This is a genomic window from Sanguibacter suarezii NBRC 16159 (genome assembly GCF_001552735.1).
In the GTDB taxonomy this organism is placed as follows: Bacteria; Actinomycetota; Actinomycetes; order Actinomycetales; family Cellulomonadaceae; genus Sanguibacter; species Sanguibacter suarezii.
The window spans coordinates 232,015-257,088 of the sequence record NZ_BCRT01000004.1 but is presented as its reverse complement, the minus strand read 5'-3'; the positions used below and the strand labels follow the sequence as shown (position 1 = coordinate 257,088).

At 70.9% G+C, this 25,074-nt stretch carries 17 protein-coding genes; 8 read left to right on the top strand and 9 right to left on the bottom strand.

Annotated elements, in window-relative coordinates:
• Window positions 1-4: 4 nt before the first annotated feature.
• Window positions 5-4,240, bottom strand: coding sequence for an ATP-binding protein (locus SS2_RS02390; protein WP_083941554.1), 4,236 nt, complete (start codon window positions 4,238-4,240; stop codon window positions 5-7).
• 186 nt (window positions 4,241-4,426) lie between these two features.
• Here SS2_RS02390 and SS2_RS02385 point away from each other — a divergent pair, with 186 nt between their 5' ends.
• The gene (locus tag SS2_RS02385; RefSeq protein ID WP_066460773.1) at window positions 4,427-5,425 is read left to right on the top strand and encodes an NAD(P)H-quinone oxidoreductase; all 999 of its coding nucleotides are present in this window, start codon (window positions 4,427-4,429) and stop codon (window positions 5,423-5,425) included.
• Window positions 5,426-5,490: 65 nt separating this feature from the next.
• Window positions 5,491-6,048, top strand: coding sequence for a proteasome activator (locus tag SS2_RS02380; RefSeq protein WP_066460772.1), 558 nt, complete (start codon window positions 5,491-5,493; stop codon window positions 6,046-6,048).
• 24 nt (window positions 6,049-6,072) lie between these two features.
• Here the strand turns inward: SS2_RS02380 and SS2_RS02375 are convergent, their stop codons facing one another.
• From SS2_RS02375 to serS, 5 genes are all read right to left on the bottom strand, one after another.
• Entirely contained in the window at window positions 6,073-7,014 is a 942-nt protein-coding gene (locus tag SS2_RS02375; RefSeq protein WP_066460771.1) for a carbohydrate ABC transporter permease, read from the bottom strand.
• Window positions 7,011-8,000, bottom strand: a complete 990-nt coding sequence (locus SS2_RS02370; RefSeq protein WP_066460770.1) for a carbohydrate ABC transporter permease — start codon at window positions 7,998-8,000, stop codon at window positions 7,011-7,013. The genes SS2_RS02375 and SS2_RS02370 overlap by 4 nt, the downstream gene beginning before the upstream one ends.
• 118 nt (window positions 8,001-8,118) lie before the next feature.
• A complete protein-coding gene (locus SS2_RS02365; protein WP_066460769.1) occupies window positions 8,119-9,501 on the bottom strand; it encodes an ABC transporter substrate-binding protein in 1,383 nt (460 codons plus the stop codon).
• A 165-nt stretch (window positions 9,502-9,666) separates the two neighbouring features.
• Window positions 9,667-10,560 carry an HAD family hydrolase gene (locus SS2_RS02360; protein ID WP_245643286.1) on the bottom strand — a complete coding sequence of 298 codons (894 nt, stop codon included), beginning with the start codon at window positions 10,558-10,560 and terminating at the stop codon, window positions 9,667-9,669.
• Window positions 10,557-11,840 carry a serine--tRNA ligase gene (serS, locus tag SS2_RS02355; protein ID WP_066460768.1) on the bottom strand — a complete coding sequence of 428 codons (1,284 nt, stop codon included), beginning with the start codon at window positions 11,838-11,840 and terminating at the stop codon, window positions 10,557-10,559. The genes SS2_RS02360 and serS overlap by 4 nt, the downstream gene beginning before the upstream one ends.
• Before the next feature lie 77 nt (window positions 11,841-11,917).
• Between serS and SS2_RS02350 the strand changes: the two genes are divergently transcribed.
• Window positions 11,918-13,102 (top strand): diacylglycerol/lipid kinase family protein, encoded by a 1,185-nt coding sequence (locus SS2_RS02350; RefSeq protein WP_066460767.1) that lies wholly within the window; start codon window positions 11,918-11,920, stop codon window positions 13,100-13,102.
• A gap of 85 nt (window positions 13,103-13,187) precedes the next feature.
• Entirely contained in the window at window positions 13,188-15,743 is a 2,556-nt protein-coding gene (locus SS2_RS02345) for a hypothetical protein (protein ID WP_066460766.1), read from the top strand.
• Between the two features lie 64 nt (window positions 15,744-15,807).
• Here SS2_RS02345 and SS2_RS02340 read toward each other — a convergent pair whose 3' ends face one another.
• Window positions 15,808-16,596: a glycosyltransferase family 2 protein gene (locus tag SS2_RS02340; RefSeq protein ID WP_245643297.1), complete on the bottom strand. Its 789-nt coding sequence runs from the start codon at window positions 16,594-16,596 to the stop codon at window positions 15,808-15,810.
• Between the two features lie 192 nt (window positions 16,597-16,788).
• Window positions 16,789-17,616, bottom strand: a complete 828-nt coding sequence (locus tag SS2_RS02335) for a DUF5926 family protein (protein WP_066460765.1) — start codon at window positions 17,614-17,616, stop codon at window positions 16,789-16,791.
• Between the two features lie 87 nt (window positions 17,617-17,703).
• Between SS2_RS02335 and pgm the strand changes: the two genes are divergently transcribed.
• Together pgm and SS2_RS02325 are read left to right on the top strand one after the other, a co-directional pair.
• Complete coding sequence (gene pgm, locus SS2_RS02330) at window positions 17,704-19,377, top strand: phosphoglucomutase (alpha-D-glucose-1,6-bisphosphate-dependent) (RefSeq protein WP_066460764.1); 1,674 nt, start codon at window positions 17,704-17,706, stop codon at window positions 19,375-19,377.
• A gap of 145 nt (window positions 19,378-19,522) precedes the next feature.
• Window positions 19,523-21,409 (top strand): glycoside hydrolase family 3 protein, encoded by a 1,887-nt coding sequence (locus tag SS2_RS02325; RefSeq protein WP_066460763.1) that lies wholly within the window; start codon window positions 19,523-19,525, stop codon window positions 21,407-21,409.
• 14 nt (window positions 21,410-21,423) lie between these two features.
• Here the strand turns inward: SS2_RS02325 and SS2_RS02320 are convergent, their stop codons facing one another.
• On the bottom strand, window positions 21,424-21,759 hold the full coding sequence (locus tag SS2_RS02320) for a GNAT family N-acetyltransferase (protein WP_066460762.1): 336 nt from the start codon (window positions 21,757-21,759) through the stop codon (window positions 21,424-21,426).
• Window positions 21,760-21,844: 85 nt separating this feature from the next.
• Here SS2_RS02320 and SS2_RS02315 point away from each other — a divergent pair, with 85 nt between their 5' ends.
• Window positions 21,845-23,104, top strand: a complete 1,260-nt coding sequence (locus tag SS2_RS02315; protein WP_066460761.1) for an MFS transporter — start codon at window positions 21,845-21,847, stop codon at window positions 23,102-23,104.
• Between the two features lie 156 nt (window positions 23,105-23,260).
• A complete protein-coding gene (locus SS2_RS02310; protein WP_066460760.1) occupies window positions 23,261-25,039 on the top strand; it encodes a pyruvate dehydrogenase in 1,779 nt (592 codons plus the stop codon).
• Window positions 25,040-25,074 lie beyond the last annotated feature (35 nt).

Below are 25,074 nucleotides of genomic sequence, written 5' to 3'. Positions count from 1 at the left end.
TCATTCAACGCGGCTGGGGCGCCGAGTCTGGAACGTTGTCCGCAAAAGTAGCAGAAGCGGCATGGCCCTCAGGGCCGCCGTCCGACTGCCCGGCCTCGGGAGCCTGGCGACCACGAGAGGTGGCCGACTGGAACGCCGAGAGTCGGGACCGCAGCTCAGCCGCGTCGCGGCTGATCTTCTGCGAGGCGAGGTCGTCCGTGGACGCCGCAACCTCTCCCCGGGTGCGGCGGGTCAGCCCGCCACCCTGGGTCGTCTCCACCGCTGCGGGGCGGTAGGAGGACAGCTGGCTGAGCTCAGCCAGAGCCTGTTCCTGGATGTTGGACCGCATGGCCAGCATCGAGGAGATGTCACCGTCGATCTCGCTCGGCGGGGCCCAGCGGTCTCCGCTGTCGAGCCCGCTCAACGGCAGCTCCTTCAGCGGCACCGGCTGGGGCGCCGTGGGCTCGACCGGAGCCGGCGGCTTCCAGCCGCCGAAGCCGCCCAGCCCGCCGTCGTCGTCGGAGGAGCTGACCGACGTCGCGGGCAGCCAGGCTGCGGGCGCAGGTGCGCTCGGGGTGCTGACCGGCTCCGTCGGGCGGAAGGCCTGGACCGGGGGCGGTGTCGCGGCGTCGACGACCGGACGGTCGGCGACCGGCGGCACGTAGGCGCTCGGCGCCGGCGTGAAGGCCGCCGGGGGCGTCGCGACGGGCGAGTCCGTGGGCGTGAACGTCGGGAAGGAGTTCGGGGCCACCGTGGCGTCGGCGCGCTCGGACCCCGACTCGCTGCGGTCCTTGCGGCGCAGCCATCCGAACGCTCCACGCTTGGCGGGTGCGGCGGTGGTCCGCGCCGACCGGCGCGTCGGCGCGTCCGAGACGACGTCGGCGAAGGTCGGCATGGTCGGCTCGAAGGACACCGGTGCGCTCGCGAAGGCAGAGGTGCGAGACACCTCGGGCTCCGGGTCGCCCGACGGCGCGTGGGCACCGTCGACGTCGTACTGCGCCTGCTCGGTGTACTGAGGCTCGGCCGCGTACTGGGGCTCGGCCGCGTACTGGGGCTCGGCGCTGTACGCCGGGGCCTCCTCGACCGACGCCTCGGCGCTCGTGTCGTACACCGCTGCCGGAGCGTAGGGGGCCTCGTCCGGCTCCAGGCCGATGGGGGTGAAGGCGTACGGCGCCTGGTCCATCGGTGCGGCGACAGTCTCGTCCGGCTCCAGGCCGACGGGCTCGTAGCCGTGGTCGGTGCCGATCAGGTCGTCGCGGTGCGGCAGGTCGCCCGAGTGCAGCGGCTCGAAGGCCTGGACAGGGACGAACTCCTGCTCGGTCTCGAAGCTCAGCCCGTCGTAGGACGGCGCGGTCGGCAGCATGGGTGCGAAGTGCGCACCGTGCGACGACGGCTCGTAGTCGACGTAGGCCTCAGGCAGGTCAGAGCTGGTGTCGAGGTGCTCAGCAGGCTGGGCCCAGCCACCGGCCTCGAGCGGCTGGAACTCCTCCACCGGCTGGAAGCCCTGGACCGGCGCGACGTCCTGACGGGGCTCGAACTCTGCCGCCGGCTCGAAGCTCGCGGACTGACCGAAGGCCTCCAACGGACGGAAGTCGGCGACCGGCTGGAACTCCTCGACCGGCTGGAACTCCCGCTGGAGCTCCGACTGGTGCTGCGGGGACGAGTCGAAGGACTCGGTGGGCTGGAAGCCGCCCACCGGCGCGTCGAATGCCTGCGCGGGGTCGTAGGCCGGCTCCGTGGCGAGCTCCTGCTCGAGCACGGGCGGCTGCCAGGGCAGCTCGTCGTCAGGCGCGAGGCCCGGGACCACCAGCGAGGGCTGCTCGTCCACGACGTCAGCCTCGGGCGCGACGGGGGTCGCCGCGCTGTGCACGGCCGCGCTGCCAGAAGCCTCCAGGCTGTTGGCCGCCTCGGCCGACGCCCGGGTGCGGAAGTTGGAGAACATGGCCCCGCGACGCTCACCGTCGAGGAGGGGCTCGTCGTTGACCGGCGCGAGCAGGCCCGCGGCAGGCGCCGCAGGCGCGTCGCTGCGGGAGCGGCTGGGCAACCCGGCGGGCAACGTCTCGGCGAGGGTCTGGGCGGGCGTCCAGTCCTGTTCACCCGGGCTGGCCAGGTCCACCGAGGGGTTCGCCGACTCCAGGGCAGGAAGCACCATCTCCGCCGGAGCCGCGGACGGGTCCGTGACCTGCTCGACGGTTCCGGTGCCGGTGCCGGCGGAGACTGCGGCACGACGACGCGGCATGCCGATGCTCGTCGCGCCGTCGGTCAGCGCAGCGATGTCGACCGGCTGGGCGTCCGCCTCGGGGGCGATCCACTCTTCGGTGGCCTGACGGTTCTCCGAGGTCAGCGGGTCGGTCGGGGCAGAGAGCGGCACGTCGCCCTCGTCCACGAACAGCGAGAGCGGGAAGGACACGGTGACCGAGGTCCCCGCGCTGCCGTCCGCGGCACGGCTGAAGACCACGTGAGCGCCCAGACGGTCGGCGAGCCGGCCGACCACGAACAGACCCAGTCGCTGCACACCGATGACGTCCGTCGCGGACCGCGAGGCGACCTTCCGGTTGGCCTCGGCGATGTCGTCGTCGCTCATGCCCAGACCGTGGTCACGGACCTCGACGGTCACGTAGCGGGAGGAGCGGTTCGTGGTGACCTCGACCGGCGAGTTCGGCTCGGAGAAGGTCGTCGCGTTCTCGAGCAGCTCGGCGAGCAGGTGAGCGGCGTTGAGCGCGTTGTGGCCGAGCATGAACGGGTCGGCCTCGAGGTTGAGGCGGACGCGGTCGTACAGCTCGATCTCCGACGATGCCGTACGCACCACGTCGGAGACCGGCATCGGCTGCCGCACCCGGCGACCGGAGTCGATGCCGGCGAGCACGAGCAGGGACTCGGAGTTACGGCGCATCCGGGTGGCGAGGTGGTCGAGGCGGAAGAGGTTCGCGAGGGTGTTCGCGTCCTCCTCGGACCGCTCGAGCTCGTCGAGGAAGGCCAGCTGACGGTTGAGGAGCACGTGGTCACGGCGGGCCACGTTGACGAACATCTCAGCGATCGAGCCACGCAGCGCGGCCTGCTCCCGGGCGACGTCGACGGTCGTGGTGTTCACCGCGTTGAAGGCCTCGGCGAGCTGTCCCACCTCGTCGGAGGACTCCACCTTGATGGTGCTCAGCGAGATCTCGGGTCCCTGGCCCGGGACGGACACCTGCTCGACGAGCTTGGGCAGCTGCTCGCGGACCTCGGCGGCGGCGTCGGTGAGGTGGCGCAGCGGGATGGTGATCCGGCGCGAGATGGCGATGGCGATGGCGACCGAGGCGAGCAGCGCCACCAACGTGGCGAGCACGGTGTAGATCGCGGTCTCGCGGGCGCTGGACGTCGCAGCGGCCGCAGCGTCCGTGGTGAGCTCCAGGGTCGCGTCGCGGACCGGCTCGACGGCCGAGATCTCTTGTTCGGACAGCGCCGACCAGTTGTAGGCGAGGCCGCTGTTCATGCTGGAGGACTGGCCGAAGCCGATCAACCGGCGGATGGAGTCGTAGGCGCTGGAGGTCTGGGGAAGCTTCAGATCCTCCACGAGCAGCGTCTTCACAGCCTGGACGGACGCGGCACGTGCGGCGTTCGTCTCACCGAAGATGGCCGACAGGGACCGCTCGCCGACGCTGGTGTCCTCACCGGCGACCACACCGTCGAGGGTGTGCTGGACCAGCGGCGCCTCGAGGCTGAGGTTGGAGATGAGGTAGTTGAGCTGGACGAAGGAGTCCAGCTTGTTGGCCAGCTCACGGTCGGGCAGCGTCGCCTCGAGGGTGGCGGGGATGACGAGGTAACGGCCGATCACCGTGGAGTAGTCCGTCGAGGCGAGCTCCGCGCTGCGGGCGCCTCGGACGACGTTGTCACGCACGATCGCCAGGGTCGTGATGTTGTTCTGCAGAGCATCTTCAGCGGCGAGCGAGACCTTGGGGTCGAGGCGGGAGAAGTCGAGGGTGGTGTAGAGGCCCCGCAGCGTCTCGAGCTTGGCGTCGGTCTCAGCCCGAGCGGCGACATACTCGTCTGCCGCTCCGGGGACCTTGTCGAGCACCCGCACCGCGACGGCGCGCTCCTCCTGGATCGCGGTGAGCGCATCGCGGCCCGCCGGCAGGGTCCGCACGAGCCCTGAAGCCTGGCTGGCAGTCTGCGCGTCGGCGATGGCCTGCATCGAGAACAGCGAGGCGGCGAAGACCAGCACAAGCACCGGCACCGCAAGCGCGGCGAGGATCTTTCCCCGCACACTCAGTCTCCGGAGCATCTGGACCCCTTCCCGATCATTGTTCCCACTGACGTGTCATTGCTCAGTCATGGCGTTGTGCGAGCAATCTCGTCCGCATGAATGCATCGACCGATGGGCGGTGGTTCATTAGCCCTAGGCGAGGACTTTAACCCGGTACCTGTCCTGGCCATGCCGTACGACCTGGCGAGTCGTAGGCTCTTGGGCATGCGCGCAGTCTTGATCGAGGGGTTCGGCGGTCCCGAGGTGCTGCACTACACCGAGGTGGACGACCTCTCCCCCGGACCCGGAGAAGTCCTCGTCACGGTCCACGCAGCCGGTGTGAACCGGGCAGACCTCTTGCAGCGCCAGGGCCGCTACCCTCCGCCGCCCGGCGCTCCGCAGTGGCCGGGGCTGGAGGTCTCCGGCGTCATCTCCGAGATCGGCGCTGACGTGCGCGGGTGGCACGTCGGCGAGCGGGTCGCCGCCCTGCTCGACGGCGGAGGGTATGCCGACCACGCCGTCGTCCCCGCGTCCCGGCTGCTCCGCGTGCCCGACGGCATGGGGCTGGTCGAGTCCGCCGGTCTGCCTGAGGCGGTCTGCACCGTGTGGAGCAACCTCGTGGACATGGCGCACCTGAAGGCCGGGGACTGGGTGCTGGTGCACGGCGGGTCCGGTGGCGTGGGCACCGTCGCCATCCAGATGGCCGTCGCCCTGGGTGCCCGGGTGCTCGTCACCGCGGGGACGCAGGAGCGGGTCGACCGGTGCCTGGCGCTGGGCGCCGAGGTCGGGTTCGTGCACCGCACCCAGCGCGGCGGCGACTTCGCCGAGGCGCTGCCATCCCTGGTCCGGGAGGCGACCGACGGTCACGGCGCCGACATCGTCCTCGACGTCGTCGGCGGGGCGTACCTGGACGCCAACCTCCAGTCACTGGCCTTCGACGGCCGGCTCGTGGTGATCGCCATGCAGGGCGGACGCCGCGCCGAGCTGGACCTCGGGCGGCTCATGACGTTGCGCGCGAGCGTCATCGGCACGACGTTGCGCGCCCGCCCCGCCCAGGAGAAGGCACAGATCGTCGAGGCGGTCCGGGCGCACGTGTGGCCCATGCTCGAGGACCGCCGGCTCCACCCCGTCATCGACTCTGTCGTCGCGATGTCTCGAGCGGGGACGGCGCACGCGCTGCTGGACTCGGGGAGCGTCTTCGGCAAGGTGCTGCTCATCCCCTGAGCCTTTTCGAGCCTCCCGGCGCCCTTCCCCCGACATCTCGGGCGATCCTGGGTGAGACTGGAAGCATGTCTCAGAACAGCGATCCCCTCGCCCAGACCTCAGCCCACGCCGCTGCCCTCTCCCGCCAGGAGAACCAGCGGGACCACGACCGCGAGCCCGAGCGCGAGATGACCACGATCATCGAGGAGCCGGCCAAGATCATGCGGATCGGGGAGATGATCAAGCGTCTTCTCGAGGAGGTCCGCAGCGCCCCCTTGGACGAGGCCGCGCGCTCACGCATGGCTCAGATCCACGAGCGGTCGCTCGCCGAGCTTGAGGAGGGCCTCTCCGAGGACCTCGTCGCCGAGCTGCACCGCATCACGCTGCCCTTCGGCGACGACGCCGTCCCGTCCGAGTCTGAGCTGCGCATCGCCCAGGCCCAGCTCGTCGGATGGCTCGAAGGCCTGTTCCACGGCTTGCAGACGGCGCTCGTGGCTCAGCAGATGGCGGCCCAGGCCCAGCTGCAGCAGATGCGCGGCGGCCCTCGGGGTCTGCCCCCGGGCCTGCTTCGCACGATGCCCGGGGAGAACCAGGCCGGGGGCCAGGCGCCCGACGGACGCCCGACCCCCGGGCAGTATCTCTGAGCCCCCGACCGGAGCCCGCCTGCGTCAGCCCTTGACCGACCCGGCCAGGAGCCCTCGGACGAAGTAGCGCTGGAGCGCCAGGAACACGACCAGCGGCACGATGATCGAGATGAAGGCACCGGCAGAGAGCAGGTACCACGACGACCCGCGGGTGCCGGAGAGCTCCGCGATCCGCACGGTCAGCGGCGCGACGTTCGTCGACCCGCCGGCGAAGGTCAGCGCCACGAGCAGGTCGTTCCAGACCCACAGGAACTGGAAGATCGCGAAGGACGCGATGGCCGGTGCGAGCAGCGGCAGCAGCACCCGGAAGAAGATCTTCACGTGCCCAGCCCCGTCGACCCGGGCTGCCTCGACGAGGGAGGCCGGGATTTCCTTCATAAAGTTGTGGAGCAGGAAGATCGCCAGCGGCAGCGCGAAGATCGAGTGCGAGAGCCAGATCGTCCAGAAGGAGCCGCTCAGCCCCCACTGGACGTAGGAGGTGAGCAGCGGGATGAGCGTCACCTGGATCGGGATGACCTGGAGGGCGAACACCGCGACGAACAAGATGTTGCGTCCCTTGAAGTCGATCCACGCGAAGGCGTAGGCGGCCAGCAGCGCGAGCGAGATCGGGATGACCACCGCCGGCAGCGTCACGACGATCGAGTTGACGAAGTACGTCGCAAAGTTCGTCGAGCTGCCGAAGAGGACTTCCTCGTAGTTGTCGAGGGTGAGTCCCGGGTTGGCCAGGATCGTCCACCAGCCGGAGGACTGGATCTCCGACTGCGGGCGGAAGGAGGTGATGAACAGGCCGAAGGTTGGCACGGTCCACAAGATCGCGATGAGGATCGCGATCCCGGACGCCCAGGGCGAGCTGAGCTTGCCCTTCGCGGCGATGGCACGCTTCTCCACCCGGGTCAGCCGCCTGTTTCCCACCCCGACGCTGTCCTCCGGGGGAACGTCGACGAGCTTGCCCGTGGGGATGGTCATCGGATCTCCTCAGATAGACGCAGCTGGCGGACGTTGTAGACGACGAGCGGGATGACCAGGACGAAGAGGATCACGGCGAGCGCGGCACCGAGTCCTTGGTTACGGATGGTGAAGCTCTGGTTGTAGAACTCGTTGGCCACGACGGAGGTGCCGAAGTTTCCGCCCGTCATCGTCCGGACGATGTCGAAGACTTTCAGCGTGCCCATCGCGATCGTGGTGACGACGACGATGAGCGCCGGACGGATGCTGGGCACGGTGATGAAGCGGAACATCCCGACCCCGTGCAGGCCGTCCAGCCGGGCGGCCTCGACGATGTCGTCGGGGATGGCCTTGATGGCCGCTGACAGCACCGTCATCGCGAACCCTGCCTGGATCCAGATCATGACGACGATGAGGAAGAACGTGTTCGCGGGCGCGTTGAGCAGGAACTGCTGGGGTGGGATGCCCACCCACACGAGCAGCTGGTTGAGCAGACCGGTCTGGTTCACCCCGGGCTGGTCGGGCTTGTACTCGTAGACGAACTTCCAGATGATCGACGCGCCGACCATCGAGATGGCCATCGGCAGGAAGATCAGGGTCTTGGCCAGGTACTCCGCCCGGGTCCGGTCGACGAGGACCGCGTAGACGAGGCCGATGATGGTCGCCATGATCGGGACGGTGATGACCCAGATGACGGTGTTGCGCAAGACGATCTGGAACTGCTCTTCGGTGAAGGCCGCGACGTAGTTGTCGAGGCCGACGAAGGAGGCACCCAGCCGGTCGTAGAACGAGTCACGGATGGTGCGCAAGCCGGGGTACACGAGTCCGAAGGTCAGCCCCAGGATGGTCGGGGCGAGGAACCCCAGGGCGACCACCCAGGTCGGGATCCGCTTGGGCCGGTCCACGGCGAACAGAATCAAGCCCATGACCACGACGAACAGGAAGATCGCAAAAAACATCAGGGCAAACTTGTGGACAGTGGTGTCCGCGTTGATGAACCAGTCCATGCCAACCTCCGGGCGGGTGACTCACTCGGGCGCGATCGCCCCGGTGCCGATGACAGGTCGTGCGGGGCGTCGTATCGACGCCCCGCACGACCTGGACAAGCCGTTTCTGCTGATCAGGTCAGCTGCTCGGCCAGGAGTTCTCGATGTTGGTCAAGGTCTCCTCGTCGGACTGGCCGGTGGCGATCCAGTCCGTCATCTGCGTCCAGAACGACCCGGCACCCACGGCTGCCGGCATGAGGTCCGACCCGTCGAAGCGGAAGGTGTACTCCGGGTCCGTCAGCAGCTCGAAGGCCATGACGTCGATCGGGGACTGGAGCAGGGACGGGTCCAGCCCGCTGTTCGCGGAGAACCAGCCCTGGCCGGTCACCTTGGCCTTCTCGTTGGCCCACTCCGGGCTGGACAGGTACGCCTGGAACGCGGCGACCTCAGGACGGTCCGAGAAGGCGGTCACGAACTCGCCAGCGCCGAGGATCGGCTTGTCGTCAGCGGAGACGGCCGGGAGGTAGAAGGCGTAGACGCCGTTCTCCTGGGGGTCTTCGGAGACGGTGACGTCCTCGGGCCAGTTGGCCTGGTAGAAGTTCGCGGCACGCATGAGCGAGCACGTTCCCGCGGGGATGCCGTTACCGGCCTCGTTCCACGGGGCGGTCGCGATCGAGGACACGTCGCCCAGCCCACCGTTGACGTAGTCCGGGTTGCGCAGGATGTCGCCGACTGCGCCCAGCGCCTCGACGATCTGCGGGTCGTTGAACGGGATGGTGTGGTCGACCCACTGGTCGTAGACCTCCGGCCCGGCGGTGCGGAGCACCACGTCCTCGAGCCAGTCGGTGGCCGGCCACCCGGTGGCTGGACCGGACTCGATGCCGGCGCACCACGGGATGGCGCCCGAGTCAGCGATGTCCTGCGTCAGGGTCATGAGCTCGTCCCACGTCGTGGGGACCTCCCAGCTGTTGTCCTCGAACTGCTGGGGCGAGTACCAGACGAAGGACTTCACGTTGGCGCCCAGCGGGGTGGCGTACAGCGTCCCGTCGACGGACCCGTACCCGACCCACTCCTCGGAGAAGAACTCGGTGGCGTTGTCGATGACGGGCTGCGGGGCCGCGATGACCTTGCCGGGGAAGTCAGCGACGAGCGACCTGAGGAAGCCAGGCTGCGGGATGTAGGCGATGTCCGGCGGCGTGCCGGCCGACAGTCGCACCGGCAGCTGGGCCTCGAACTCGCGCGAGCCCTCGTAGGAGATCTCGGCGCCCGTGCACTCCTCGAAGGGGATGTAGGAGTCCGTCTGCTGCTCGGACTCGGGGGCGACGATCGAGGTGTAGACCGTCACGGTCGTGCCGGACAGGTCGCCGTACTCTTCGAAGGGAGCACAGTCGATGTCGCCAGAGGCAGCGGGCGAGTCGGAGCTGCCGCCTCCGTCGTCGCTGTCGGAACATGCGGCCAGCAGGAGGGCGAAGGCCGCCCCCGTCGCCAGAGCCGCAGATGAGCGGCGCGTCATACGTTTCATCGTGGGGTCCTCACATCGTCGTGAACATAACTACACGTGACTGAGTTATGCCGTGCTTCACCACAATGCAAACCCCGGCACCCATACGCCGCAACCGGTGCGAGCGCACCCCAGGTAACGATTGGGCCACGTACCAGAACAGCCTCCTGGCCGGGGAAGACGCCGTCAGCCGGCGGGGCTCTCCAGCAGGGAGCGCAGCACGGGGACCGCGCCGTCGTCGGTGATGGACAGGGTCACCTCGTCCGCCGCTGCGATGACCGTCGCCTCGGCGTGGCCCATGGCCACCCCGCGCGCGGCCCAGCCCAGCATGTCGACGTCGTTGCCGCCGTCACCCACCGCCACCGTCCGGGAGGCGTCCACGCCCAGGCGGACCCGCAGCGGCTCGAGGGCGTAGGCCTTGGTCACCCCGGCGGGGGCGATGTCCATCCACCGGGTGCCGGCGATCGTGAAGTACGTGTCTGCCAGCCCGAGAGCGCGCATCTGCTCCCCGAAGTCGTGACCGGCCGCGTGCGCGTGCGCGACCACCACGCGCACGGTCTCGCGCCCGACGAGGTCGTCGAAGTCCACGACGGTGGACTGCCCGTGCAGGTTCTGGTCCGGGAAGACACCGTCGACCCAGTAGCCCACGCCGACCTCTTCGAGGGCGATGCGGGCGAGCGGCATGTGCTCGCGCATGGCGCGCAGCGCCTGCGACGGGTCGAACATGACGACGTCCTGGACGGCGAAGCCGTCGGGCAGGGACGGGTCCAGACGAACCGTGACCGACCCGTTGGAGCAGACCAGCCAGCCGTCGTCGATGCCGAGGTCGCGGGCTACCGGGAGCAGGGCGACGAGCGGCCGGCCCGAGGCGAGCACCACGTGGTGCCCGGCGGCCCGCACCAGCGCCACGGCCTCACGCACCTCGTCCGAGAGGAACTCGTCGTAGGACATGAGGGTGCCGTCGACGTCGAGCGCGACGAGGCGGGGACCGTCGGCACCGGGCCGGAGCAGGGGTGAGACGCCCTCGCCCAGCCGGTCACCGTCGTCGCGCCCGGAGACGCGACCCAGCTCAACGGTCACGCGTCGACCGGTTCGAGCACCTCGAGCCCGCCGAGGTACGGCCGCAGACCCTCCGGGACGCGCACCGACCCGTCGGCCTGCTGGTGGTTCTCCAGGATCGCGACGATCCAGCGGGTCGTGCCGAGGGTGCCGTTGAGGGTGGCGACCGGACGGGTCTCCCCCGTCTCGGTGCGCTCGCGGATACCGAGCCGGCGGGCCTGGTACGTGGTGCAGTTGGACGTCGAGGTGAGCTCGAGGTACCGGTTCTGGGTGGGCAGCCACGCCTCGCAGTCGAACTTGCGGGCGGCGCTGGAACCGAGGTCCCCGGCGGCGGTGTCGATGACCCGGTAGGGCAGCTCGGCCTTGGCCAGCATCGCCTCTTCCCAGGCCAGCAGGCGCTGGTGCTCCTCAGCAGCCTGCTCGACCGGGACGTAGCTGAACATCTCGACCTTGTGGAACTGGTGCACGCGGATGATCCCGCGGGTGTCCTTGCCGTAGGACCCGGCCTCGCGGCGGTAGCACGCGCTCCATCCGGCGTAGCGCCGGGGTTCCCCTGCCAGGTCGAGGATCTCGTTGGAGTGGTAGCCGGCCAGGGCCACCTCCGACGTCCCGGTGAGGTAGAGGTCGTCCGCCTCCAGGCGGTAGATCTCGTCGGCGTGCTTGCCCAGGAACCCGGTGCCGGCCATGATCTCCGGCTTGACCAGCGTCGGGGTGATCATCGGCGTGAAGCCTGCCTGGTAGGCCTGGTCCATCGCCGCGTTGAGCAGGGCGAGCTCGAGGCGCGCACCGATCCCGGTGAGGTAGTAGAACCGCGCACCGGAGACCTTCGCGCCGCGCTCGGTGTCGATGGCGCGCAGGCGCTCACCGAGGTCGAGGTGGTCGCGGGGGACGAAGTCGGCCCCGTACTCGGCGGCGAAGTCGCGGATGGTGCCTTCGGTGCGCAGCACGACGAAGTCGGCCTCGCTGCCCGGCGGGGCACCCTCGACGATGTTAGCGATCTGCGTCATGAGCTCAGCGAGCACAGCGCCGGCCTCGTCGGCCTCGGCCTGCAGGCCCTTGACCTCCTCGGCGAGCTTCTTGGTGCGGGCGAGCAGCGCAGCGCGCTCCTCGCCCTGCGCCTTGGCCACGTCCTTGCCGAGAGACTTCTGCTCAGCACGCAGCTGCTCGAACTCCGTCAGGGCGCTACGGCGCCGAGAATCGGCGTCGAGCACCTGGTCGACGAGGGCCGGGTCGTCGCCTCGGGCGACCTGGCTTGCACGGACGAGGTCAGGGTTGTCGCGAACCACACGCAGATCGATCACAGTGCAAGAGTATCGACCCCTGCGCGTCGATGAGCACACCACGCCCCTCGGCACGCCTCAGGGCCTACCGTGAACCCATGGAACTCGAAGTGTGGCTGCTCGTCGTGGCAATCGTCGTCGCCCTCGTGGCGATCGGTCTGGCGCTGGTCGTCCTCGGGCAGCAGCGTGCGCTGCGGACGGTGGAGGACTCACGGGAACAGGCCGCCGAGGAGCCCAGCCCGCCGGCCGGGCCGCTGCTCGCCTTCGTGGCGAACCCGTCCAAGAACGGCACCGAAGAGCTCCGGCCGGCGATCTTCGCGCGGTGCGCCGCCGAGAACCTCCCCGAACCGCTGTGGATCGAGACGACCGTGGAGGACCCGGGGGTCGGGCAGACCCGCGAGGCGCTGGCCGCCGGCGCCGACGTGGTCGTCGCGGTGGGCGGGGACGGGACGGTGCGCGCGGTCGCCGAGGCCATGGTGGGCACCGGGCGACCGATGGGGCTGCTGCCGCTCGGGACCGGGAACCTGCTGGCCCGCAACCTCGACATCTCCGTGACCGACCGTGAGGACGCCTTCGAGGTGGCGCTCAACGGCGTCGACCGCGCGATCGACGTGGGCTGGCTGCGGGTGGACCGGCCGGCACCGGAGAAGGTCCCCACGCCCAAGGGCCGCCATCGCACGCCGGCGAGCGAGCCCGAGGAGGAGCAGGACGACTCCCAGGCACCGGCTGACACCGCCAAGCACATCTTCCTCGTCATCGCTGGCCTCGGCTTCGACGCCGCGATGGTCGCCGACACCGATGCGACCCTGAAGTCCAGGGTCGGCTGGATGGCGTACTTCGTCGCCGGGGTCCGGCACCTGCACGGGCGTCGCCTGGAGATGGTCATCACCCTCGACGACCGCCCCCCGGTCACCGCGCGGCTGCGCACCCTCATGGTCGGCAACTGCGGGCGGCTGCCCGGCGGCATCACGCTCATCCCGGACGCGGTGATCGACGACGGCATCCACGACATCGCCGCGATCGACACCCGTGGCGGGATCATGGGCTGGGCGCAGCTGTTCGGTGAGGTGGTCATGCAGGGCTTCGGGATGAAGAACGACCTGCCTAACAAGATCGGGCGGATCGACCACACGCGGGCCAAGACGGTCCAGCTCCACGTGAGCGAGGGCGAGCAGGTCCAGGTCGACGGCGACGTCCTCGGGCGCGCCATCGACGTGAGCACCTGGGTGGACCCCGGCGCACTCATCGTGCGGGCGCCGGTCCCGCGGCTCAACGCGAAGTAGCGCCTTCACGCAGGATTCACAGGGCCTACCGCATCTGCGGCCGTCAGAGCAGCGACGCGCGGGCCGCGGCATCTAGGCTGATCCGGTGCCCCACACCCTGAGCGCCCCTGTCCGACGCCGCGACCTCCGCCGAGCGCGGGCGGCAGCCTCGGCGCTGCTCGCCGTGTGCGCGGTGCTGCTCGGTCTGCTGGTCACCCCGAGCGCGGCCGTCGCCGTCGGGACTACCGGGACCAGCCCGGCACCCGGGGTGGCGCACGCGGCCACCGCCGCCGGCCCGGACCGCGTCATCATCATCGGCACCGGCGGCCTGACCTGGGACGACGTGACCGAGCTGGGCACGCCGGCGCTGTGGAGCCTGGCTCAGGACGGATCGATCGGCAACCTCGTCGTCCGGACCGTGCGCTCCACCGCCTGCCCAGCGGACGGCTGGCTCGCCCTCTCGGCCGGGAACCGGGCCGGCGACGGCTACAACGCCAAGTCCACCCCGTGCCGGCTCCTGGAGAACCCCGCCGCGGGCACCGCACCGGCCGTGCCCGCCTGGGAGGAGTACCTGACCGGCGTCGCCGAGCAGTCCTTCAGCGCAGTCATCGGCGCCTTTGGTGACGCGGTCGCCGCGGCCGGGATCCCCGCGACAGCGATCGGCCCGGGCGCGGCGATCGCGCTGTCCACCTCGCAGGGCACCGTCGCCGGGACCTACCTGCCCACGTCCCAGGGCACCACACCGATCCCGCCCACCGCTGACCTCTCCGACTCGGTGGCCACGGCGCTGGAGTCCTCCGAGCTCGTCGTCGTCGACGCAGGCTCGGTGCGCCGCCTCGGCTACGGGACCGAGACCAAGCCTCAGCCCGACGTCGACCTGGACGGCGCGGAGGACGAGCCTGAGGTCGAGCCCGGGATCGAGGAGGAGCTCGAGCCGACGTCGGACTCCATCCACGCCCTGGACGTCACGACGGTCGACGAGAACGTCGCCGCGGTGCTCGCCGCGGCGCGTGCGGACGACCCGACCCTGGGCCGCACGACCGTGCTGCTCACCTCCCACTCCGACCCGGGGACGACGTCCCGCCTCGGGGTGGCCGCCATCGTCGGCGGCGGGACCCCGGTGGGCACCCTCACCTCGCGCTCGACCCGCCAGCCGGGGATCGTGCAGGCCACGGACGTGCTGCCGACCGTCGCCAAGCTCCTCGACCTCAGCGACGACCTGCCGCGCAGCGCACTGGTCGGGTCGCCGATGACCTCTGACGCCTCCGCCGCCCCGGCCTCCGTGCGGGTCGCCTCCCTCGTCGACGCCGAGCGGCACGCCCTGGCCACCGCCCCGCTGATCGAGGGCTTCTTCCTGCTCTACTGCATCGTCAACCTGCTGCTCTTCGCGGCCGTGTCCCTCGGCTTCAGCCGTCGTCTGCTGGACGCGATCGCACGCAGCACCCCGTCGGCGAGCACCCCGGCGCACACCCGGGCGCCCTCGCCGGCCGGCACCGACGCCGCACCGGCGCCCGTCCGGTCCCGGATCGCCGACCGGCTCGCGCCCGTGCTGAGCCGAGCGCCGGTCGTGGTGCTCACGGTGCTGCGTGCCGCGGGCATCGCGATCGCGGCGATCCCTGTCGCGACGCTGCTGGCCAACCTCGTGCCGTGGTGGCGCGCGTCGGCACCGGGCCTGGCGCTCACCGTGCTCATCCTGGCGTGGATCGCCGCGATCACCGCGGTCGCCGTCCTGCCGCCGTGGCGCACCTGGTTGTTCGGGCCGGTGGTCATCGTCGCCACCATCACCGCGGTCGTCCTCGCGGTCGACGTCGCGACCGGCGCGCACCTGCAGGTCTCCGCTCTCATGGGCATCCAGCCGATGGTCGCCGGGCGCTTCTACGGCTTCAACAACACCGCCTTCGCGCTGTTCGCCACGACCACGGTGCTGCTCGCCGCGGCCGTGAGCAACTGGCTCGTCTCCCACGGGCGTCGCCGCCTGGCCGCCGCGGCCGTGCTGGCCGTGGGCGCCGTCGCGGTCGTGCTCGACGGCGCTCCGGGGATCGGCGCGGACTTCGGCGGCCCGCCCGCCCTCGTGCCAGCCTTCGCGATCCTGGCGCTGCTCGCCGCAGGCATCACAGTCACCTGGCGGCGGGTGCTCGGCGTGCTCGTCGCGGGCGCCGTCGTGGTCATGACCTTCTCGGTCCTGGACTGGTTGCGGCCGCCCGCCGACCGCACCCACCTGGGCGGCTTCGTCGACACCGTGCTCGACGGCGGGCTGTGGGACGTGCTGGTGCGCAAGGTCGAGTCGAACATCGCGACCTTCTCCAACCCGCTGGCCCTGGTGGGCATCGCCGGTCTGCTGGTCATCGTCCTCGTGCTGGGCCGGCCGCTGCGCGCGGCGAGCAAGGCGACCGACACCGAGCCGTACGCCTGGCTGACCGAGGGCGCACCGCTCAAGCAGATCACCACCGACGCCCCGATGTTCACCCCCGGGGTGATCAGCGTGGGCATCGCCCTCGGGATCGGCACGCTGGTCAACGACTCGGGCGTGGTGATCCTGGCAGTCGGCATGTCCGTGCTGGTGCCGCTCATCGCGGCCACCTACGCGGGGTGGATGCTCACGCTGCGCACCAAGTCCCGCCAGGCGGCCGCCCGGCGAGCGGCGGACCAGTCAGCCAGCTGACCTGGACGTCCGGGTCCCCCGACCAGCTGGCCGACCAGGGACTCGGCTGACCAGCGAGCGGGCCTCAGGCCTTCTTCTTCGTCCCGACCCCACGGACGGCGCCGCCGACGGCGCGCACCCGGCGCGCGCTGACGGCCAGCTGCACGTCGCGGTACTGGGCGGCGCGGTGCATCTGGCCGCGCAGGTCCGTCCCGGAGGGGCGGTGGCGCAGGTCGCACGGGACCTCCACGGCCACGTAGCCCAGGCGCAGCAGGTCGATGGTCAGGCCCGTCTCGACCCCCCACCCGCGCGCCAGGGGCGTGGCGGCCTCGAAGGCCTCGCGGGTCAGGCACCGCATGCCGGACAACGGCTGGGTCGGAGTCCACCCGGTCATCGAGGCGATGGCTCGGCGGGCGGCCCCCACGACGATCCCGCGACCACCGGCTCCGGGCTGGGGCGGCAGCAGCGCGATGGACATGTCCGCCTGGCCGTCCAGGACGGGGCCCACGAGCGGGGCCGTGTTGACGGCCGTCTCGGCGAGGTCGCCGTCGATGAAGAGCAGCAGGCGCGGGGCGCGGCCGGCGGCGTCGCGCATGGCGACGACGGCTGCGCCGGTCTCCATCGCGGCGGCCTTGCCGCGGTTGTGGGAGTGCCGCACGACGACGGCTCCGGCGTCGCGCGCGACGTCCTGGGTGTTGTCCTCGCTGCCGTCGTCGACGACGAGGACGAGGTCGACGTGCGGGATGGCCTTGGCGGCCCGGACGGTCGCGGCGATGCGCCGGGCCTCGTCCTTGGCCGGGATGATCACGGCGACCCGCTGGCGTGCGCGGTCACGCTCGCTGAGCTGGGCTGTCGCCGACTTCGCACGCCGCACGTGCACGAGGACCTTGTCGGCGCGGTCCTGCTGTTGCGCCGCTTCGTCCTTGGGCTGGGGCTCACCTATCACGGTGCCAACCCTAGTCGCCCGCGGTGCCCTTCACCTCATCGTCCACCCGCCCGGCCTCCACCCCGTTCCCGCCTCCCGCCCGGGGCGGGCGAGAGCGGGACGAGGTGGACCGGGGGCAGGTCAGCGGAGGGTGACCTGGCGGGAGACGATGCCGGCGCGGGCGCGGCGCTCATCAGCGGTGAGCGGGGCGTCGTTGGTCAGCTCGGCCTCGAGGGTCGGCCAGAACTCGGCCACGGCGGCCTCGATGTCCTCAGCCTCGGAGCCCTTGGGCAGCTCCCAGACGGGGATGACGATGCCGGAGGAGCGGAAGGCGCCGAGGAACTTCGACCCGCCGAAGCCGGACTGACGCTTGGCGTGCAGACGGGCGACCGCGCTGATGACGGTGTCCTCGTCGAAGGGCATGGCCCAGCGCAGGTACTCCCGTGCACCCATCCGGCACCAGTAGGCGCTCTCGACGGAGGAGAGCTTGACCGTCTCGATGAGCGTGGAGTTCGCCTCGTCGAGGGACTCGCGCACGTCGGCGGCGAGCGGCTCGGCCGGGTCGAACCAGTAGTCGAAGCCGTCGTGGACGGTGATCTCGAGCGGGACCGAGAGGTCGAGGATGTCCTGCAGGCGCGGGCCGGGGCCGGGCAGGCCGGTCGACGTCAGCGACTGACCGGGCTCGAGCTCGACAGCGTCCAGAGCAGCCTGGGCCAGGTCGCGGCTGGCATCGCCGGAGCCGGCGTTGGTCTGCAGCGCGACGAAGACGGTGCCGTCGGCGCGGTGCAGGGCCGGCCAGCCACCGGGAAGGACGGTCGTGAAGGTGATCTCGCGGGCGCCGTACTCCGCGGTGGTGCGGGCGACGGCGGTCGCGGCGGGCACCACCTCACGCAGGGCGACGAGGTCGGGCTCGCCGGCGATCCCCTCGAACGGACGCAGCACAAACTCAGGGGTCGTGTTCTTAGCCATGGCACGAGCGTACCGGCACCCGATCCACGCGACGGCGCGCGGGTGCGCCGCACTGCTGCGACCGGGCCTCGGTGGCAAGATCGAGGCATGGATCCCCGCGCAGGCACAGTTGCCCTTCCCGAAGACCTCATCGATGTCGACGCCGTGGTCGGCGCGTACTACGACCTCACCCCGGACGTGGACGACCCGACGCAGAAGGTCGTCTTCGGCACCTCCGGACACCGTGGCTCGAGCCTTGACCGCGCCTTCAACGAAGCCCACATCATCGCCACCACCGCGGCGATCGTGGAGTACCGCCGGTCCCAGGGCACCGACGGCCCGCTGTTCATCGGCCGCGACACCCACGCCCTCTCCCTGCCGGCCTGGCAGACGGCGCTGGAGGTGCTGGCCGCAGCCGGTGTCCAGACGTACGTCGACGCCCGCGACTCCTACACCCCCACCCCGGCGGTCTCCCACGCGATCTTGCTGCACAACGGAGCGAGCACCGCGGAGGGCGTGCTGACCACCGGTCCCGGCCGGGCGGACGGCATCGTGGTGACCCCGTCCCACAACCCCCCGCGTGACGGCGGCTTCAAGTACAACCCCCCGCACGGCGGGCCGGCCGACTCCGACGCGACCAGCTGGATCGCCGACCGCGCCAACGAGATCCTGCGCAGCGGCGTCGGGCAGGTGCGCCGGGTCTCCCTGGAGACGGCGCTGGAGGCGGAGACGACCCACCGCCACGACTACCTCGTCGCCTACGTCGACGACCTCGCCACGGTCCTGGACATCGACGCGATCCGCGCCGCCGGTGTGCGGATCGGCGCCGACCCGCTCGGCGGGGCGTCCGTGGAGTACTGGGGGGCGATCGGCGAGCGCTACGGCCTCGACCTCACGGTGGTCAACCCGCAGGTCGACCCGCGCTGGGCCTTCATGACCCTGGACTGGGACGCGAAGATCCGCATGGACTGCTCCTCCCCCTCGGCGATGGCCTCGCTGGTCCGGGCGATGGAGCAGGGCGCGCCCTACGACATCGCGACCGGGAACGACGCCGACTCCGACCGCCACGGGATCGTCACCCCCGACGCCGGGCTGATGAACCCCAACCATTACCTCGCCGTAGCCATCAGCTACCTCTACGGCGGCGCCCGTCCCGGCTGGCCGGAGACCGCGGCCATCGGCAAGACCCTCGTGTCCTCCGCGCTCATCGACCGGGTCGCCGGCGGCCTCGGCCGGCGCCTGGACGAGGTGCCCGTCGGCTTCAAGTGGTTCGTGCCGGGCCTGCTCAACGGCTCGGTCGGCTTCGGTGGCGAGGAGTCCGCCGGTGCGTCCTTCCTGCGCAAGGACGGGTCGGTGTGGACCACCGACAAGGACGGCATCCTGCTCGCGCTGCTCGCCTCGGAGATCATCGCCACGACCGGGAAGTCCCCGTCCGAGCACCACGCCGCGCTCGTCGACCAGTACGGGGAGTCCTGGTACGCCCGGGTGGACGCCCCCGCGACCCTCGAGCAGAAGGCCACCCTGGCCAAGCTCTCCCCCGAGCAGGTGACCGCCTCCCAGCTGGCCGGTGAGGAGATCACCGCCAAGCTCACCACGGCCCCGAGCAACGGGGCCCCGATCGGTGGGCTCAAGGTCACCACGGAGAACGCGTGGTTCGCCGCACGCCCCTCCGGCACGGAGAACGTCTACAAGATCTACGCCGAGTCCTTCGTCTCCCCCGAGCACCTCGTCGAGGTCCAGGAAGCAGCGAAGTCGCTGGTCAGCGACGCGCTCGGCAGCTGACGAGCGGCAGCGACCCCCACGCGGGACGGCGCACCGCCGCCCCGCTGACGACGACGGCCGTCAGGGACTCCCTGGCGGCCGTCGTCGTGGGCGGAGAGCGACACACCCGATGACGGATAGCAGCGATTTGTGCCAGAGTGTCCTCATGCCTCGTGCGCCCTTCGCCGCCCGTCTGCCCGTCGCACTCGTCCTGGCGCTGGCGGCCACAGCCACCGCCGCCTGCGGCACGGACGCCACCGCACCCACGGACCCGCCGACGCAGGCCGCCCCGTACCTGGACCCCACCCTCCCGGTCGACGAGCGGGTCGAGGACCTGCTGGCCCGGATGGACCTGGCGGACAAGATCGGCCAGATGACCCAGGCGGAACGTGGCTCCATCACCACCGAGACGGTCACGGCCCTGCGCCTCGGCTCCGTGCTCAGCGGCGGCGGGTCCGCCCCTGATCCCAACACCCCGCAGGCCTGGGCCGACATGTACGACGACTTCCAGGCCGCCGCGGCGCAGACCCCGCTGGGCATCCCGATCCTCTACGGCATCGACGCCGTGCACGGGAACAACACCCTCACCGGGGCGACGGTCTTCCCCCACAACATCGGCCTGGGCGCCACGCGTGACCCGGCGCTGGTGGAGAAGATCGGCCAGGCCACCGCGGAGGAGGTCGCCGCGACCGGGGCGGACTGGACCTTCTCACCGTGCCTGTGCGTGGCTCGTGACGACCGCTGGGGGCGCACCTACGAGTCCTTCGGCGAGGACCCCGCGCTCGTGACGTCGATGACGCCGATCATCACCGGGTACCAGGGCGCGACGCTCGGCGGGTCGCCGTCCTCCATCCTGGCCACCGCCAAGCACTTCGTCGCCGACGGCGGCACCTCCGGCGGGGTCGACCAGGGCGACGCCGTCCTGACCGACGCCGAGCTGCGCGCGATCCACCTGCCTCCGTACCTCGCGGCGATCGAGGCTGACGTCGCCTCGATCATGGTCACCTTCTCCAGCGTCAACGGCGAGAAGGCGCACGGCAGCACCGCGCTGCTGACCGACCTCCTCAAGGACGAGCTCGGCTTCGACGGGTTCGTCGTCTCGGACTGGAACGGGATCGACCAGATCGACGCCTACGCCGGCTTCACCCACCAGGAGGTGGTCCAGGCGATCAACGCCGGGATCGACATGGTCATGGTGCCCACCGAGTACGACGCCTTCATCACCCACCTCACCACCGCGGTGGAGGACGGCGAGGTGGAGATGTCACGCATCGACGACGCCAACCGCCGGATCCTCACCAAGAAGTTCGAGCTCGGGCTGTTCGAGGCCCCGCTCGCCGACCGCACCCTCGCTGAGACCGTGGGCAGCGACGAGCACCGCGCGCTGGCCCGGGAGGCCGTCGCCAAGTCCCAGGTGGTGCTCACCAACGACGGCGTGCTGCCGATCTCCACGGCCTCGCGGGTGCTCGTCACCGGGTCCGGCGCGGACGACCTGGGCAACCAGGCCGGCGGCTGGACCATCACCTGGCAGGGTGCGAGCGGGGACACGATCGAGGGCACCACGGTCCTGGAGGCCGCCGAGGCGGCCTTCGCCGCGGCCGACGCCGGCGGCACGGTCGTCTCCGAGCGACGACTGTCTGACGAGACCCTCGCCGAGGTCGCCGGGCAGGTCGACGTGGCGATCGCCGTCGTCGGGGAGACCCCCTACGCGGAGTTCGAGGGCGACCGGCCCGACGGCGTGCGGCTCACCGGCTTCGACGTGGTCACCCTGCAGGCGCTGCGCGACGCAGGGATCCCCACCGTGGTGGTCGTCTACTCCGGCCGCCCCATCGACCTCGGCGGAGCCGAGCAGTGGGCGAACGCGCTGGTGGCCGGCTGGTTGCCGGGCAGTGAGGGCGCCGGTGTGACGGACGTGCTGCTCGGCGCCGTCGACCCGACCGGCACGCTGCCGATGAGCTGGCCCGCCTCGGCCGAGCAACAGCCGATCAACGTCGGCGACGGTCAGGTGCCGCTGTTCGACTTGGGTGCGGGACTCGTCGGGCCGCTGGGCTGAGGGCCCGGCCGCCGTCAGGGCAGGAGGTCCTGGTACTCCGGGTGCTGGTCGATGAAGGCACGGGCGTAGGAGCACTCGGGGATCACGGTGAGGTGCTGCTCGCGCGCGTGGTCCAGCGCGGTGCGAGTGAGCAGGGCCGCGACGCCGCTCCCCTCCACCTCCGGGTCCACCACCGTGCGGACCACCACGAACATCCCCTTGCCGCCCGCGTCCTGCCGTGGGACGGGGTCGTAGACGAGGTAGCCCACCACGTCGCCGTTGGGGACCACCGCCTCGAAGCGGTGGATCTCGGTGTTGTTGCGGATGCTCAGATCGTCGGCGGACACGGCGCCGGCCAGGTCACCATTCATCAGCCCATCATGCCCGCAGACACGAGCGCCGTCGCGTGGAAAGCGGCCCCTCTGCGGGTCAGGAAGGCGGTGAGAGAATGGAGCAGTGCCCGAGGACCCCCAGCAGCCGCAGACCGTCGTGAAGCCGTCCCGCAACCCCTACCGGGCGATCCTCGCGATCCCCGGCGCCAAGCAGTTCTCCGCCGCGGGGGCCATCGCCCGGTTGCCGATGTCGATGGTGGGCATCGGCATCGTCCTGATGATCCAGCAGATCTACGACTCCTACGCCCTCGGCGGCCGGGTGAGCGCGGCGTACATCATCGCCCAGGCGATCTGCTCCCCTCAGATCGCCCGGTTCGTGGACCGCAAGGGCCAGTCCCGCATCATGCGGCCGATGTTCGCCATCACGGCGGCCTCCCTCGTCGCCCTCATCCTCTGCGCCGCCCTGCGCACCCCGCAGATCTGGCTCTACGTCTTCGCGGTGCTCACCGGCGCCACCATCGGGTCGGTCGGCTCGATGGTCCGAGCCCGCTGGTCCCACCTGCTCGGCGACCCGCGCAAGCTGCACAGCGCCTACTCCTTCGAGTCGGCCGTGGACGAGCTGTGCTTCGTCATCGGCCCGATGCTCGCGACCATCCTGGCCACCAGCGTCACGCCGACGGCCGGGCTGATCATCCCGCTGCTCGCGGTGACGATCGGCGGGTTCTGGTTCCTGTCCTTGCGCGCGACCGAACCGCCGCCCACGATGCCCGAGCACGGCGTCACGCACCGCTCGGTGCTGCTCAACGGCGGCATGCTGGCCGTCATCGCCGTGTTCATCGGGATGGGTACCATCTTCGGAGCCACCGATGTCGCGACGATCGCCTTCGCCGAGGAGGCCGGGCACGAACCGCTCGCCGGCGCCATCCTCGGCGTCTTCGCCCTCGGCTCCCTCATCTCCGGGCTGCTCTACGGCGCCAAGCACTGGCTCTCGCCGCTGTGGAAGCGGTTCGCGGTCGGGATGGTCGCCCTGGCCGTGGGGGTAGCGCTGTTCGTCTTCGTCACGAGCCTGCCGATGCTCGCCGTCGTCATGTTCGTCACCGGGTTCGCGATCGCACCGACGCTCATCAACGGCAACAACCTCGTCCAGCTGCTCGTCCCGCCGTCCCAGCTGACCGAGGGCCTCACCTGGGTGGGGACCGCTCTGGGCGTCGGGGTGTCGATCGGCACGTCGGTCGGCGGGCAGCGGATCGACGCGGCCGGGGCGCACGCCGGCTTCGAGATCGTCCTGGTCGCCGGAGCGCTCTCGGTCCTGGTGACCCTCGCCTCGCTGTGGACCCTGCGCCGGCGGACCACGGGCGCCAACCACGAGCCGCAGGCAGCCTGAGCCACAGGCGGCCGGTGTGGCACACGAGACACCCGACTTGTCCGGTTCGCTCGGGCAGGCCCGCTCTCGCTGACAGAAGATGGAAGGAGCGGGACGACACCGCGCTCCGCATGCTGCGCGGTTGCCGCCCGGTCTTCCAGCGAGAGGTGTCGTGAAGTGGCCAAGCAGAAGCAGCAGCGCAACCGGACCGTCGCAGACGTCCTGGTCTCCCAGCTCATCGAAGCCGGTGCCAAGCGCATCTACGGCATCGTCGGAGACAGCCTCAACCCCATATCCGACTCCGTGCGCCGTGCCGCGAAGGCGGGGGCGGACATCACCTGGGTCCAGGTGCGCCACGAAGAGTCCGCCGCCTTCGCCGCGGCCGCCGACGCCGAGATCACCGGGACCCTCGCGGTCTGCGCCGGGTCCTGCGGCCCGGGCAACCTGCACCTCATCAACGGCCTCTACGACGCGAACCGTTCCAAGGTCCCGGTGCTCGCGATCGCCAGCCACATCCCCAGCAAGCAGATCGGTACGAGCTTCTTCCAGGAGACCCACCCCGACCGGCTGTTCACCGAGTGCTCGGTCTACTCCGAGATGATCTCCTCCGCCGAGCAGGCGCCCCGGGTCATCGCCTCCGCGATCCACCACGCCTACGGCGCCCCCGGCGTCGCCGTGCTCACCATCCCCGGTGACGTCGCCGACCACGACGCCCCGGAGACGCACGTCATCGACGTCTCCACCCGCCCCGCTCGCCCGCGCATCGTGCCCGACGCCGGCGCGCTCCGTGAGCTCGCCGCCGCGATCAACTCCGCCAAGAAGGTCACCTTCTTCGCCGGGGCCGGCGTGCGCGGCGCTCACGACGACGTCATCGCCCTCGCGGACAAGGTCGCCGCCCCGATCGGGCACTCGCTGCGCGGCAAGGAGTGGATCCAGTACGACAACCCCTTCGACGTCGGGATGTCCGGCCTGCTCGGCTACGGCTCCGCCTACGACGCCACGATGGAAGCAGACCTGCTCGTGCTGCTGGGCACCGACTTCCCCTATGACCAGTTCTTGCCCGAGAAGGTCCGCACCGTCCAGATCGACACTGACCCCACGCACCTGGGGCGGCGCACCCGCCTCGACCTCGCCGTCGTCGCCGACGTCGGCGAGACGGTCCGCGCGCTGCTGCCACTCATCGACAGCGGCCGCTCGCGCCGGTTCCTCGACTCGATGGTGGCCAAGCACGAGAAGGCGATGAACGGCGTCGTCGGGGCGTACTCCGGCCGCAAGGCCGAGTCCATGGTGCCCATCCACCCCGAGCTCGTCGCGGACCTCCTCGACCAGGAGGCGTCCGACGACGCGGTCTTCACGGTCGACACGGGCATGTGCAACGTGTGGGCGGCCCGCTACATCCGTCCCAACGGTCGCCGTCGGGTGATCGGCTCCTTCTTGCACGGGTCGATGGCCAACGCGATGCCGCACGCCATCGGCGCGGCAGCCTCCCAGCCGGGACGCCAGGTCATCGCCATGGCGGGGGACGGCGGCCTCGCCATGCTGCTCGGTGAGCTCATCACCATCCGGCACTACAACCTGCCGGTCAAGGTCCTGCTCTTCGACAACGCGACCCTGGGCATGGTGCGCCTAGAGATGCTCGTCGACGGTCTGCCGTCCTTCGGGACGGACTCCCCGCAGGTCGACTACGCCGCGGTGGCCACCGCGATCGGCATCCCGTCGGTGCGGGTGGAGCACCCGCGCGACCTGCGCTCGGCGATCCGCGGGGCCCTCGACCGCCCCGGCCCGGCCCTGGTCGACGTGGTGACCGACCCGCACGCGCTGTCCATCCCGCCGACCATCACCGCCGGTCAGGTCCGCGGCTTCGCCGCGGCGATGAGCAAGGAGGTGCTCGGCGGCGGTCTCGGCGAGGTCGTCTCGATGGCACGGTCCAACCTGCGCAACGTGCCGCGGCCCTGAGCCGGGCACAGCCCCAGCACAGGCGGGCACAGCCC